This window comes from Acidovorax sp. Root267 (assembly GCF_001429215.1).
Classification (GTDB): domain Bacteria; phylum Pseudomonadota; class Gammaproteobacteria; order Burkholderiales; family Burkholderiaceae_C; genus Acidovorax; species Acidovorax radicis.
The window spans coordinates 1-13863 of record NZ_LMJC01000010.1 but is presented as its reverse complement, the minus strand read 5'-3'; the positions used below and the strand labels follow the sequence as shown (position 1 = coordinate 13863).

Here is a 13863-nt window from a genome sequence, read left to right as displayed (position 1 = left end):
GTTGTATATACAACTTATCAAGAAAAGGTGCGTCTTATGGAAGTTGATGAAGTAGTCGCTCGTTGGGAAGCTGACGAAGCGCGCGTGCGGGCGCGCCAGAGTGCTCCGGGTGCAGAGCCCAGAGGAACGGTCTTCGGCCTCTCGGGCATGGAAATGTTCAATGCGATGTTCGCTGGAGAGTTGCCGCCTCCACCGATCAATGACACCGTCAGTATCATCGGAATCCACATTGAGCCCGGCGTCGCCGTCTTCCAAGGACGACCACAAAGGCGCCTCTACAATCCTCTTGGCACCGTGCATGGCGGGTGGTTTGCCACGCTGCTCGACTCCGCCGTGGGCTGCGCAGTGCATTCGACGCTTCCTGCCGGAAAAGGCTTCACCACGCTGGAACTCAAAGTGAACATGCTGCGCGCACTTAACGAGCAAGTGCCGCTGGTGCGTGCGGAAGGGAAGTTGATCCACGCGGGACGTCAAGTTGCCGTGGCCGAAGGCCAGATCGTCGGCCCTGACGGAAAGATCTTCGCGCATGCGACGACGACATGCCTGATCTTCGACCAAGTCGATCTAACAACAAAAAGGTTCCCTGGGCGAACCTAGTCCTACTGTCCCGTGTGCACTCAGCGTGTGTCGCAGATGACGACGGTTGGCGCAGTATCGGTGTAGTTTTTCATGTCAGCAGCCAGGGTTTTTCCCGCCACCGCCATGCCGGCCTTGAAGGCGGCGAGGTCGGTGAACAACATATGCGCAGCGGCCACGATGGGGGGCGGTTTACCTGCGCCGTCGTTCAGGCACTGATCGATCTCCACACGTTGGAGGCCGTGAGGCGTCAAAAGCTTGCGGATAAGGGCGGCATGGGTGGATTGGTAGTAGTTGTGGTCGAAGCGCTGGCTTTCGGTTGCGGGATAGGAAACGGTGACACGGATCATGTGTGGGTACTCCAGCTAAAAGGGAACAGAAGAAGCATCAGTTGCGAAGTTCGCGGAACAGGTCGCGACCCAGCACCGCCGACGCGGCCAGCAAGCCACCGATCATGGCGCCGCTGACACCGCCCATCGAGACATCTTGCCCGCTGAAAAACAGCCCCTTCACAGGGCCGTGGGCACGCATCCAGCGCTGCTCGTAGCGTGATGGTGTGGGCGCAAACGACATGAAGTCACCGCAGCTGCGATTCAGGAAGTGGTTGAAGCTCAGCGGTGTGGCCAGTTCGGCGTGTTCGACGTGGCCGCGCGCCTTTGGATAGAAGCGGTAAACCTGGGCCAGCATTTCTTCCGTCAGGCGCGCCTTGAGCTCGTCATACGCTTCGCCACGACGTTGCCAACTGGTGTCGGTGAAGGGCGCAAACAGACGCCAGTCGGTGAAGCTGCAAATGTCCATCGTGCTACGGTCGGGGTAGCGAGAGAGCCAACTCGGATCTTTGGCAGAGGGCTGCGAGATGAAGTGCAAAGGCATTGGTTGGTGTGCCGGGTCTGCCGCGTAGCGTGCCCAGTCGGCCCCTTGTTGCTCGCTGCGATGGATCCAAATGTTGGCTGGGCCCACACCCAGCGTCGCGTTGCTCGCGTTTAGGCCCACGTTCAGCACAACCGCACCCAGTGTCAGCGGCAGATTGGCACTGGCCCTGCGCAACGGGGCAGCAGCTTCATGGTCGGCCGGCAGCAACTCCAGCGTCTTGCGGATGCCAATGGAGCTAACCACGGTGCGTGCCTCGACCATGTGGCCGTCGGCCAAAGCCACTCCAGCCACACGGCCATTTTTCTCGACCACAGCGGTGACATCGGCCGCTACCAGCACCAAACCACCTGCTGCGCGGATGGTATTGGCCATCGCGGTGGCGACACCCTGGGCGCCGCCCACGGGGTAGCTGCCACCGTCGAGGTAATGCCTTACCACCATCGCATGGGCCGCGAATGAGGCATGCTCTGGCAGCGAGGCGTAGTCACCAAAATGGCCGCACAAGACGGCGATCAGGGTCTCGTCGGGGGTTAGCTCACGCAGTACCTCCAGCACCGTGCGTTTGGCCAGCGGCATGAAGGCAGGCGCGACCTGGGCAAAGGTTTCTTCGGCAAGAGCCGGAGGCAACGCTCGTTCTCCGAAGAAGGCGGCCGACCCGCGGCTGGCGGTGTTCACGAGTTCCAGGTAGCGATCAATAGCGACGGCCTCCTTGGGAAAGTACGCTTTCATTCGCGCCTTGAACGGACCGCTGCCTGCGTAGTAGTCGTACATGGTGTCGCCGACCACGATCTGGTTGTAGATCTCGGGCATGCGCGCCCAATTCAAGGTGCCGCGTGTGACCTTGTTGAACAGGTTGGACAAGGTGCCCTCGCGGTGCACCTCGCCCACGTAGTGCAGGCCCACGTCCCATTCATAGCCCTTGCGTTTAAACACCTGCAGGCAACCGCCGGGAACGGCATGGCGCTCCAGCACCAGTACCCGTTTACCGTCCAGCGCCAGCAGCGCGGCGGCCGACAAACCACCTGCGCCAGAGCCGATCACAATGGCATCGAATGTGCCGTCCAGATCACCACGCATGCGGGCCCGTTTGTAGCTGTTGTCACTGTCTTGCACAGTTGTGGTTTCCATGATGCTCACGCTCCCGTCATACCGGAGTTGAACAAACCTGGCCCCGCGAGCGAAGCGCCGCCATCCACGGGCAGCACCACGCCGGTCACGTAGTCACACACTGGAGAGCACAGCATCAGCACGACGTTGGCCACCGCGTCGATGGTGCCAAAGCGGCGCAAAGGTACTGCCGCCATTACGGCGCTGCGTGCAGCCTCGGTCGGGGTCAGTCGCTGCATCCCCTCGGTTCCGTCAATCGGTCCGGGCACTATGGAATTCACACGCACACCTTCCGGGCCCCACTCCATTGCGAGCACACGCGTGAGCATGTCCACCCCGGCTTTCGCCGCACACACATGGGCTTGCATGGGCATCGGCACAAAGGCTTGCGGCGCTGAGATATTGATAAGTGAAGCCCCCGGCTTTCTCAACCAGCCGTGTGACGCACGTAGCACGTTGAAGGTACCTAGCAAGTCGATGTCGACCACCGTCTTGAAGCCGTTTGCCGACATGCCCACTGCGGGCGCAACGAAGTTGCCCGCAGCACCGGAGACCACCACGTCAATCGGGCCAAAAGCCGTATGCACCTGTTCAAATGCGGCCGCGACGACCGGGGCCTCCCGTACGTCGCCGGTGCAGCCCAGCACCTCGCGACCATGGCCGCGCAGCGACTTGACGGCAGCGGCAACCCTCTCCGCGCTGCGGCTCAGAATTGCAACCCTGGCCCCGGCCCGCGCGAATGCATCGGCGATGCCCAAATTGATGCCGCTACTACCGCCGGCGACAAAAACGTTTTGTCCACTAAAATTAAATTGTCCGCTCATTCGATCTGTCTCCTGATTTCGGGTCAACTGGTATGGCATGCCAGGTGCTGCCAATGCGTGCAGCGCCTAGGAGGCTGTCGGACTTGGAGCGTCGAAAGCGAAAATCGGCCTCAGCGAGGACAGTTTTTGCCGGATTTGCAGCCCCATAGCCAGGCTATGGGGCAAAAAGACGGTGAAAAATGGACCGCTGCGGCCGATTTGCAGCCGACGATTTCCAAGTCCGACAGGCTCCTAGAGCCACCATCGCGTTTCAATGCTAGGCAGTCCCTTCGTCGCCGTCTGTCAAAAACACGAAGATTCACGACCCGCTCTCTCATGGTTTACGAGGATGCTGAAACCACTGCCCTGCGGTTGGCGCTGTGCCAAGAGCATTGGTTTGGCGCCTGCCCGCCTGCGCTGCAAGATGCGCTGCTGGCCCACGGGCGGCTGCGGCGACTGGCCAGCGGGGAGACGCTCTATGCGCGCGGAGTCCCGTCGGAACATGCGCTGTACTGCGTCGTCGAAGGCGCGCTGTGTATTGGCACCACCGACAGCAAGGGGCTGCCTTCGCTGTTGGTGTACCTGGAGCCTCACCATTGGTTCGGCGAGCTGCCCCTCATCGATGGCTTGCCGCGCACGCACGATGCCGTGGCCGATGGTGCGACCGCAGTGCTGTGTGTACCGCAGACCCGGCTGCAGGGCTGGCTGGACACCCATCCAGCGCACTGGCGTGACATTGCACGGCTGGCGGCGGGCAAGCTGCGTGTGGCATACCAGGTGTTGGGCGAACCCGGCTCGCTGCCTCAGCGGCTGGCACGCAGGCTTTGGCTGGTGGCGCATGGCTTTGGGTCGCGCGGTGCCGCGCCGCGCTTGCGGCTGAACCTGTCTCAGGAGCAACTGGCTCATATGCTGGGCGCTAGTCGGCAAAGCATCAACATGGCGCTGCGCAGTCTGGAGCAGGTCGGCGTGATCGCCCAACACTACCGGAGCATTGAGGTGCTGGACATCGAAGCCCTGCGGCTGAGCGCTATCTGCGCGCGCTGAACCTGCAGTCGCGACCAAGGGGCCGAGGCGCGACGCGGTTACTGTGGCAGCAGTTTGATCGAGTCCCCTACTGAGGGGGGCACTTCTGGTTGGAAATCAACAGCCATCAGGACCAGCAGCTTTCACATACAGGCCGCATGTAAGAGCGCAAACCCATCAGACCCTCACGTCTTGATCTCCTAGATGCGTCCATGTAAGACCTTCCCGAGGCAGTTGCCATCGCCGTTTGCGCTCTAGATTGAAGCCGCCTCAACTTTCGCGCGATTTATTATTGATTCGGCTGTATTCAACTTGAAATACTCTGGTGTGCCATCATGTTGGAGTGATGCAAGCAACTGACATGAGAAAGCTGTCGCGCCCAGCGCGCCACGAGAGGCGAGTGCAGGTAATTCGGATGCGCAAAGCGGGCCGGACCTACGATGAGATTGCGACGCTCACGGGGCTGAGCCGCACAGGTGTGTTCAACATCTGCAAGCGCCATGAATTGAGCGGCACCAAGGCCTTGCACGATGCGCCCAGCGGGCGCCAAAGCGGCGATGGTCGGCTGCTGACTGCGGCGCAGGAGACGCTGGTGCGCAAGCTCATCACCGACAAGACGCCAGACCAGTTGAAGATGCCCTACGCGCTGTGGACGCGCGCAGCGGTCTCGCAGCTGATTGAGGAGCGATTTGGCATCAAGCTGCCGGTACGCACGGTGGGGCTATATCTGGCGCGCTGGGGCTTCACACCGCAAAATCCGATGAAGAAGGCCTACGAGCAATCGCCCGCCGCAGTCAGGAAGTGACATGAAGAGGACTACTCCGTCATTGCGGCAAGGGCCAAGGCCGAAGGCGCAGAGATCCATTGGGGAGATGAGAGCGGCCTGCGCAGCGACGATGTGCGCGGCCGCAGTTTCGCCCCCAAAGGCCAGACGCCGGTGATCCGGGTCAACAACAAGCGCCACGGCCTGTCGATGATCTCCACCGTCACCAACAAGGGGCAGATGCGCTGGCGCATCTTTGAAGGCGCGATCAACGCCAAGATCCTGATCGACTTCCTGCGCAGGTTGATCAAGGGTGCCACCAAGAAGGTGTTTCTGATCCTGGACAACCTACGGGTGCACAACGCCAAGCCTGTGAAGGCCTGGCTGGCCGAGCATGCCGATGCGATCGAGGTGTTCTATCTGCCAAGCTACAGCCCGGAACTGAACCCCGATGAGATGGCCAACGCCGACATCAAGCAGGCGGTGACGAAACTGGCGCCCGCGCGCACGAAGCTGCAGTTGGTCAAGGCCACTGCTCGCCATCTACGCAGTGTGCAGCGCTCAGCCTGAGCGCATTCGCAAATACTTCCAGCATGAGCCGGTTCGCTATGCGGCTTGATTCAACTTCATTGATGCCGGATCAATAACACGCGGCAGGAAGAATCCGCTTCAAAGTACAGACTCTTATCGATGCATGCCGCCCACGCAAAACAAGCTCATGAGTGTCCCACCCGACTGCAGTTTGTCTGGCATGTAACAGCGCTGTCTCTGAGATGACTAGCTGCACCCCAAGCGTCTTTGTCAACTCTTGCAGGCGACTAGCAATGTTTACCGCGTCACCCACAGCTGTATAGGTTCGCGTGTCTTTGAATCCCACGGTTGCAACTGCGGCGGTTCCTGCGTGTATGCCGATGCCGGCAATCAACTCGCGACCAAAGTCGGCCTTCATGGCTTTGTTGAGGACGCTCAGGCGTTCAGCAATTCTCGAAGCGGCCGAGAGCGCTTGGCGCGCTCCTTGTTCTACGGAACTTCCGATGCCGAACAATGCCATGACGCTGTCTCCGATAAATTGATTGGGTATGCCCCCGGCCTCCCGTACGGCCTCACCAACCGCTTCAAAAAAACGCTCCAGCACATAGACAAGATCAAATGGCAAGTGCGCTTCTGCCAACCCGGTCCACTGCCGCAGATCTACGAATAGCACGACGACTTCTTGCTCGACAGGTAGCCGCCAGCCATTTCCCCTTGCGTCACCCGCATTTGTACGCAGCACCGGTTGAACGGCGATGTTCCCAAGAGGGCGGAGTTGACAGGCCAGCCGGATGTCAGGGCCTGCACTTATGCGTTGCAAAGTTCCTGCCTCATCGGCGTCGGGCACTGGCAACTCCCTTTCCGTTACTTGAATACGAATTCGACAGGTGGAGCAACGCCCTCGACCGCCGCAAAGCGACATGTGGGAAAAGCCATTTGCCCGACTTGCCTCCAGAACGGAAAAGCCTCGTGGCACATGTACTATCCCTTCGGGAAAAGTGATCTGCAACAGGCCACGCTTGCGGCGCATCCAAATGTCTCGCGCCAGTCGAACTGCCAGCACCGTCAACAGCAACATCAGTGAACCCGCCCAGATCTGATTGGCGATCTGGTCGCGCTCCGCAGAAGCCACGATAGACCTCACTGGGGCTATTCTTGTCGCAAGCTCTCGCGCCATTGACAAATAGCCGGTAGCGGCCAGCACCGGCAGCACGGCCGCCACTGCAGTGAGGGCGGGTTTGAAACGTTGGTACGCGGCGCGATGGCGGTACACATAGTGGACCCCCACGCAACCGTGAAGCCAAGCAATCACGATCAGGCCCAATCGACTCTCGGAGGAACCGTCGCCCCATATCAAGGCAACAGTACGTGCGTAGTCGTCATTGACGCCATGGAGTTCGTAAGCAAGGCGTGTACCTGCGAAGTGGCCAGTTAGCAAAAGCGGAACTAGAAAACCCAACACTATGCGCGCAAGCTCCGCTATGGGCATCCGCAGGGTGCGGCGCTGGTAAAGCGCCAGCAGCGCCAAGCCAAAGTGAGCGATCAAGGCACCATAGAAGGCCGCGGTTCCGGGAGGACTTCGCCATAGCAACAGAAACCATGTCCTACCCGCATTGGCCGCGTCAACCGATATCAGTCCCAATGCATGGTTGGCAAGATGGGTCGAGACATAGGCAAACAACACCATGCCACTGGCGAAACGCAACTTTCGAGCGCTGAGGAGATCGGAAGAGAAATGGAATATTCGCACGTGTCGACGGTAGGGTTAAGAAACGTCAAGCTCTTGACCGGGATTCCCGAGGAGCGCATTGCAGATGTTGCAGCGAGATGCACGTGGCGCCATTTCAGCCCCGGACAGATGATTGTCTTGCGTAATAGTTCCGACAAGGATGTGCATTTTGTCGTCAGTGGCCGAGTGCGCGTTACCTCCTTCTCGGCCAGTGGGCGCCAAGTGACCTTTCGAGACGAGCCGCCGGGCGAGACATTGGGCGATCTCGCCGCGATTGACGGGCAACCGCGCTCTGCAGATGTCTTGGCCCTGGACGCGGTGCTAGTGGCCTCGATGGAGCCCCAGGCCTTCCGCGCACTGATCCGAGCAGAGCCTATCGTCAACGAACGCGTACTTCTGCGGCTAGCGGCTTTGGTGCGCATGCTATCGGAAAGAGTGATCGAGTTGAGTACGTTGGGTGTACAGAACAGAATTCACGCTGAGCTGCTACGCTTAGCGCGAGCCAGCGCCGGCCCGAATACCTGTGCGCGGATCAATCCTGCCCCCAAGCATTCCGACGTTGCGAGCCAGGTGAGCACCTACCGCGAACAAGTCACTCGTGAGATTTCAGCGTTGATACGCCAGGGTCTTGCAGTCAAGGAGGGCGGCGCTCTCGTTCTGCTGGATGTGCCTCGTTTGGAGCGCATGGTGGCAGAGGTCCGCCGTGAGGCTTGAAGCGCACTGAGTTGCCGATTCAGGTGCGTAAACGCACATCGTAGATTTCGTTCCATTTTTACAGTAGCGCCATGGACAAGTTGTTCATGTACTACGAAAGGAATGAAGCATGCAAAGCAAGTTTTTCGCAATCGCCCTGATCCTCGCTGCCGGACCTGCCTTGGCCGACGACATTACTGTGGACACCACGCCGTTTACCTCGACGCGCAGCCGTGCCGAGGTCCAGGCAGAGCTTCGTCAATTCCAGTCCAGCGGCGTGGATCCATGGTCACGAACATACAATCCACTGGATCATTTCCAGAGCAAGCTCACTCGGTCCGAGGTAACACGCGACTATCTGCTTGCAAGTGAGGAAGCGCATGCCGTCATGGGCGAGGACAGCGGGTCGAGCTACTTTGCACGGGCAGCCTCTCCGAGTGGGTCGGGCTCCGTTGCACATGCTCCTTCTCAATCTGGCCAGTCAAGCGGCGCCGAATAGCAATTGCGGGGCACTGCTGCCGAAATTCCCGGCGTTTCTGGCGCCCCTAGTTACAGAAGTCCCCTTTGTGCCGTTTGGTCCCGCGAAGATCGAATGCCACCGAAACCACGCTAACAATATTTGAAAAAATCATGAACAATACTTTTGCCAAAGTCGGCGCTGCCACCGCAGTGTGGATGATCGCCTGCACCGCAGTCCACGCTGAGGGCCTCCGCATTGAAAAAAACATCTCGCTAGACTTGGCCACTCAGATCGCCTCGCAGGCCGTGGCTACTTGCACGGCCAACGGCTATGCCGTCAGTGCCACTGTGGTTGATCGCGCAGGCGTCGTGCGTGCGGTACAGCGCGCAGACAACGCTGGCCCGCATACGATCGATTCCAGCCGTCTCAAGGCCTACACCTCGGTTTCGGCCAGGGAGACAACGCTGTCCTTGATGGAGCGCGCTCTGAAGAACCCCGCCGCTGCCAACTTGGTGAACATCCCCGGATACTTGTTGCTGGGCGGCGGCGTGCCTGTGAAAGCAGGCAGCGATGTGATCGGCGCCGTGGGCGTTGGCGGGGCACCAGGGGGGCAATTTGACGAGCAATGCGCCGTCGCAGGAATTGCCAAGGTGCAAGACCAATTGAAATAGCCATTCCCGCTCTCAGAGATCTGAGAGCGCGGCGATGACGTGCTCTCCGAACCCCATAGCGGCTGGGGACAGAGTTCGATCCGATGGTCGAAACAGCGACATCTCGCGCTGCACGACAGGATTGGTGATTTCCCGCATGACAAGACCCAGCGGCATCGCCAAGGCTTGTACGTACGCTGGCATGATGTTGTAGAAAAGCCCGGCCGCAGCAAGTCCCAAGGCGCTGGAAGTGTTGTCTACCACCTGAGAAGGAGCAACGCGCAGGGGAGCGGGCAATTGGCGGAAGATGGTGGGCAGGTGGATCTCATGGTCGCGCCCTGCCACCATCAGGCGCTCCGATGCCAAGTCGCTCCACGTCAGCGATTGCTTGTTTGCAAAGGGATGGTCATGTGCGCACCATGCGACCCACGGGCTCTGGTAGAGGACCACGCGTTCGACCTCGGGCCCGACCGGACGGTCAGGGCCAACCGCGAGATCGACCTCGCGGCTTGCCACGCGATCCACGAGCATCTCCAAAGGGCAGTCAATAAGCCGCACAACCACCCCGGGCTGTCGCTTCGCATACTCTGCCATCAACGGCGGAAGCATCACGCTTGCTACCACCAGAGGGGCTGCGATACATACGACACCTGCCGCTTGATGGCGAATGTCGAGCGCCGCAGTTTTCGTGAGGGCGAACTGTCGGCTCAGCGCTTCCACCGCAGAAGTCAGTGCCCTGCCTGCCGCAGAAAGCATGACCTTTCGCGTATTGCGATCCAGCACTGTGTACCCCAGCGCGGCTTCCAATTCGGTCACCAACTGACTCACTGCGGACGGAGACAAGTGCAGCAACTCCGCCGCCCGCGTGAAGCTGCCGGTGTCGGCTACCGCGAGGAAGGCCTCGGCTTGTCGGAAGGTGAAGTGCATGCCGGATTTTTAAGGTGACCTGAAAAGTCGTTCAGTAAATGTGGCGATTCTCTCTTTCATTTCCTTCCAGAGTCCCGCTGCCGCTGCCTGTTCGAGTCAGGCCGGCGCCTAATAACCACATGGAGACAATGATGTCGATACACCAAGCAGGGCTTGCGTCCTCTCGCCTGCAACGCCGCGCCTTCCTCAAGACGGCTGCGGCTGCTGCCACTGCCGCCAGCACCGCCTTTCCGGCCACCCACCTTTTCGCGCAGAGCATGCAACTCGACATGGCTCGCATCGTCACCGGCTTCGCGGCGGGCGGCACCTCGGACACGCTGTGCCGCCGCCTGGCGGCGCGCATGACCGGTGGCTATGCCCGCTCGGTGATCGTGGAAAACCGCACCGGTGCGGGTGGCTAGATCGCCATCCAGGCAATGAAGGGCATGCCCTCGGACGGAACGGCCATCCTGCAGACGCCCATGTCCATGCTGGGCATCTACCCGCACATCTACAAGAAGTTGCCCTACGATCCGCTCAAGGACCTGACGCCCGTGTCCATCGGCTGCGTGTTCGATTTTGGCTTGGCGGTGGGCCCCGCCGTGCCAGCATCGGTGACCAACGTGCCCCAGTACTTGGCCTGAGCCAAGTCGAGCAAAAACGTGGCCTTCGGCTCGCCCGCGGCCGGCTCGGTGCCCCACTTCATCGGGGTGCTGCTGGGCCGTCAGGGCGGGGTGGAGCTCACGCACATACCCTATCGCGGCACGCAGCCGGCCATCCTGGACATGGTCGGCGGCCAATTGCCCGCCGTGTCTGGCCCCATCGGTGACTTCCTGCCGTACCTGGCTGGGGGCAAGTGCCGGATCTTGGTGACTAGCGGTGCGGCGCGCAACCAGTTCGTGGGGACCGTGTCCACGTTCACCGAGCAGGGCCTCAAGGACATGGCGTTCTCCGAGTGGCTCGGCCTGTTCCTGCCCGCAGGCGCATCCGCCGATGTCGTGCAGCGCGCCAGTGCTGCCCTGCGGCCGGCGCTGGCCAGCCCGGAGATCGTCGACGGCCTGGCGGCCGTGGGGCTGAAAGCCGCGTCGTCGACCCCCGCCGAACTCGCAGCACGTCTGAGGGCTGATCACGACCGCTGGGGACCCATCGTCAGGTCCGTTGGCTTCACGGCTGAATCATGAACCGCCAGGGCCTGACTGACCTCCTGAGCGACGCACGCGGTTCCTACGGCGTGTTCACCGACGAACGCCTGCCGCTGCGCTGGATTTGGGACTGGGGCGACGCCCAGGCGGCACAGTCGCTGGCGCCGCAGCGGCCCCGGGCGCCGCGCGAGGCGTCCGCCTCGCTGCGTATCTGCCACAAGCACGGCTATCAGTGGCGGGCGCCACTGACGGCCGGTGCCGGCACATCGACTGCAATCAACTCCATTTATCAACGGCCGAAAGAAACCAGCCATGTTCCAAAGCAGTACCAAGGTGGACGCGCCACAGACAAAAGACACGAACCGCATGGCCCGCGTTGAGAAGGGCAACAGGATGACAGTGTTCAAATTTGCAAGCATTGTTGCCATCGCCGGATGGATCAGTGCTGCGTACGCCTCGGACATGGTGATCGCGAGCGTCGCACCGCTGAGCGGGCCGCTGGCCTTCAATGGTGTTCAGAACCTGGAGGGCAGCCGCGCTTGCATCGATGAGGCGAACGCCGCAGGAGGGGTACACGGGCACAAGCTGCGCCTCGTTGCGGTAGACGACCAGTACAAGGCGCAGGAGACGGTTAGGTTGGTTCGATTGGTGGCTGAGCGTAACAAGCCCATTGCATTCCTCAACTTGATCGGGTCGGAGAACGTCAGTGCGCTGCTAAGGGAGAGAACGCTGGTGAATGTGCGCATACCCGTGGTAGGAGTGAGTCCAGGCGCGGACATTCTGCGCAAGCCGGGAAGCCCCTGGATATTCCATGTCCAGGCCAGCGATGGCGCGCAACTCAAGCGGATTGTGTCGCACCTCGCAACGATTGGCCTCACACGGATTGCGGTTGCGTATCAGGACAGCCCGTTCGGGCAGGATGGACTGAAAACGGTCGAGAGTTTCGCAGCGGAGATTAACGTAGCCGTGACGGGCCGGATACCCATCGCTCAGGGCCTGGAGGATCTCAAGCAAGTAGCCGGTCAACTTCGCCGCACCGAGGCGCAGGCCTACGTCATGATCGTCGCGCCCGACACTGGGACGTTGTTCGTGCGGGATGTGCTCTCTTCTGGGGACACAACTCCTATTTGCGGGATGTCGTATATCTCCGTGCAAGGAGCCATCGAAAAGGCCGGTCTGAGCGCTGCGACAGGCTTGGCGCTTGCGCAAGTCACCCCCAACGTTCAGTCATCGAATACCGCGCTGGTGCGTCGATTCCAGGCGGCGATGGGTAAGTATTCGGAAGTGCGGGCCCCTGGGCAACATCACTTGATGGGCTATGTGAGTTGCCAAGTGGTGCTCGAAGGATTGCGAAACTCCGGCCCAGCGCCAAAACCAGAGCGTTTTCTTTCCGCAATGCGTCGGACGAAAATCGATATCGGAGGATACTTGTCGCATCCCGTACGATCATATGGTCGCTTGTGAAACAGGTGCGGGTGGGTCTGGTACCACTCTTTCATCGCCTGCATCGGCGTACTGCTCTTGAGCGCTGACTGCGGTAACTGGTGGTTGTACAGGGCCACATAGCGCAGCAGGGTTTGCTCCATGTCTTCGCGGCTGTTGAACCTGTGGGTCTTCAAAACGTCCGCAATGCGGCCGTTAAACCGCTCAACCATGCCGTTGGTTCTGGGCGTCCTGGGCTTGGTCAATCGGTGCTCTATGCCCCACTGTGGGTCTTCAAAACGTCCGCAATGCGGCCGTTAAACCGCTCAACCATGCCGTTGGTTCTGGGCGTCCTGGGCTTGGTCAATCGGTGCTCTATGCCCAGTTCCTGGCACAGTTGATCGAACTCATGGTTGCCGCTGGGTTCGCGTTCCTTTCTGGCAAACAGACGGTCCGTGAACTCTTTGCCGTTGTCGGTCAGCAGCTTGTTGATCCTGATCGGACAGGCCTTGTGCAATGCCTTGAGGAAGGCCTGTGCACTGGCAGCTGTCTTGTTGGCCTTGAACTGCACGAACACCATCGCGTGGCCCTGTCGATGGCCACGAACAGGTAGCGCCGGCTGCTCTCATCCTGCATCTGGGGCAGGTACTTCACATCCATGTGCACGTAGCCTGGCTCGTAGCTCTTGAAGGCCTTGTAGGCCAGCGCAGGCTGCTGGGGCTTTAGAGCATTGAGGTTGCCCGCTCCATGGCGGCGCAAGCACCTGTCCAGCCCGGAGCGCGAGACATGGGGACAGATGAACTCCCGTGTCACGGCCAGCAGGTCATCCAAAGGCAACAGCAAGGTACGCCGCAAGTGAACCACCACTGTTTCTTGTGCTGGCGTGAGCACGGTCTGCAGGTGGTGGGCAGTGTGAGAGCGGTCTGCAAAGACGGAACGCTTCTTCCACTTGTAGACCGTCTGCTCAGTGATCCCAAAGCGCTGGGCCAAGACGCTGGCTGGTTCATCGCTGGCTGCGATCTCGGCACGCACGGCGGGCGTGGTGCGGGCGTTCTTGTGCAGGGCTATCAACATGGCTTCACTCCCTGGGTGGATTGCAAGGACTCTATCAACTCCTTTAGAACCGCTCGCGCCATGAAGAGTGGATAGCGTTTGGAGTCTATGCAATCGTCCGGGATGTGACAG

The 13863-nt window shown here is 60.4% G+C and carries 12 protein-coding genes and 3 pseudogenes; 9 read left to right on the top strand and 6 right to left on the bottom strand.

Annotated elements, in window-relative coordinates; translation table 11 throughout:
- Positions 1–36: 36 nt before the first annotated feature.
- Positions 37–597: a PaaI family thioesterase gene (locus ASE39_RS09195; protein ID WP_057270948.1), complete on the top strand. Its 561-nt coding sequence runs from the start codon at positions 37–39 to the stop codon at positions 595–597.
- A 20-nt stretch (positions 598–617) separates the two neighbouring features.
- Here ASE39_RS09195 and ASE39_RS09190 read toward each other — a convergent pair whose 3' ends face one another.
- From ASE39_RS09190 to ASE39_RS09180, 3 genes are read right to left on the bottom strand one after another with little or no spacing between them, the layout of a single operon-like run.
- Positions 618–926 (bottom strand): EthD family reductase, encoded by a 309-nt coding sequence (locus ASE39_RS09190; RefSeq protein ID WP_057270947.1) that lies wholly within the window; start codon positions 924–926, stop codon positions 618–620.
- 37 nt (positions 927–963) lie between these two features.
- Complete coding sequence (locus ASE39_RS09185) at positions 964–2577, bottom strand: NAD(P)/FAD-dependent oxidoreductase (RefSeq protein ID WP_199864260.1); 1614 nt, start codon at positions 2575–2577, stop codon at positions 964–966.
- A 5-nt stretch (positions 2578–2582) separates the two neighbouring features.
- Positions 2583–3380, bottom strand: coding sequence for an SDR family oxidoreductase (locus ASE39_RS09180; protein ID WP_057270946.1), 798 nt, complete (start codon positions 3378–3380; stop codon positions 2583–2585).
- A 315-nt stretch (positions 3381–3695) separates the two neighbouring features.
- Between ASE39_RS09180 and ASE39_RS09175 the strand changes: the two genes are divergently transcribed.
- Both ASE39_RS09175 and ASE39_RS25780 read left to right on the top strand, forming a co-directional pair.
- A complete protein-coding gene (locus ASE39_RS09175) occupies positions 3696–4403 on the top strand; it encodes a Crp/Fnr family transcriptional regulator (protein WP_057270945.1) in 708 nt (235 codons plus the stop codon).
- A gap of 325 nt (positions 4404–4728) precedes the next feature.
- Positions 4729–5764, top strand: a pseudogene (locus ASE39_RS25780) (IS630 family transposase).
- 21 nt (positions 5765–5785) lie between these two features.
- Here the strand turns inward: ASE39_RS25780 and ASE39_RS09160 are convergent.
- Complete coding sequence (locus ASE39_RS09160) at positions 5786–7381, bottom strand: adenylate/guanylate cyclase domain-containing protein (protein ID WP_057270942.1); 1596 nt, start codon at positions 7379–7381, stop codon at positions 5786–5788.
- A 30-nt stretch (positions 7382–7411) separates the two neighbouring features.
- Here ASE39_RS09160 and ASE39_RS09155 point away from each other — a divergent pair, with 30 nt between their 5' ends.
- The 3 genes from ASE39_RS09155 (at position 7412) to ASE39_RS09150 (ending at position 9229) form a co-directional block, all read left to right on the top strand.
- Entirely contained in the window at positions 7412–8119 is a 708-nt protein-coding gene (locus ASE39_RS09155) for a Crp/Fnr family transcriptional regulator (RefSeq protein WP_057270941.1), read from the top strand.
- A gap of 109 nt (positions 8120–8228) precedes the next feature.
- A complete protein-coding gene (locus ASE39_RS25775; RefSeq protein WP_082615378.1) occupies positions 8229–8597 on the top strand; it encodes a DUF4148 domain-containing protein in 369 nt (122 codons plus the stop codon).
- A 176-nt stretch (positions 8598–8773) separates the two neighbouring features.
- The gene (locus tag ASE39_RS09150; protein WP_242421400.1) at positions 8774–9229 is read left to right on the top strand and encodes a heme-binding protein; all 456 of its coding nucleotides are present in this window, start codon (positions 8774–8776) and stop codon (positions 9227–9229) included.
- 12 nt (positions 9230–9241) lie between these two features.
- On the opposite strand, the gene ASE39_RS09145 is transcribed toward ASE39_RS09150, so the two are convergent.
- Positions 9242–10135, bottom strand: a complete 894-nt coding sequence (locus ASE39_RS09145) for a LysR family transcriptional regulator (RefSeq protein WP_057270939.1) — start codon at positions 10133–10135, stop codon at positions 9242–9244.
- Positions 10136–10266: 131 nt separating this feature from the next.
- On the opposite strand from ASE39_RS09145, the pseudogene ASE39_RS09140 reads away from it, so the two are divergent.
- From ASE39_RS09140 to ASE39_RS25770, 3 genes and pseudogenes are all read left to right on the top strand, one after another.
- Positions 10267–11295 (top strand): annotated as a pseudogene (locus tag ASE39_RS09140) (Bug family tripartite tricarboxylate transporter substrate binding protein).
- Complete coding sequence (locus ASE39_RS26330; protein ID WP_057270938.1) at positions 11292–11636, top strand: FAD-binding oxidoreductase; 345 nt, start codon at positions 11292–11294, stop codon at positions 11634–11636. Before ASE39_RS09140 ends, ASE39_RS26330 begins: the two are co-directional and overlap by 4 nt.
- Positions 11569–12720 (top strand): ABC transporter substrate-binding protein, encoded by a 1152-nt coding sequence (locus ASE39_RS25770; protein ID WP_082615377.1) that lies wholly within the window; start codon positions 11569–11571, stop codon positions 12718–12720. The genes ASE39_RS26330 and ASE39_RS25770 overlap by 68 nt, the downstream gene beginning before the upstream one ends.
- Here the strand turns inward: ASE39_RS25770 and ASE39_RS09130 are convergent.
- Positions 12687–13752, bottom strand: a pseudogene (locus ASE39_RS09130) (IS481 family transposase); the annotation flags it as partial. The gene ASE39_RS25770 and the pseudogene ASE39_RS09130 sit on opposite strands and share 34 nt — an antisense overlap.
- Positions 13753–13863: the final 111 nt, after the last annotated feature.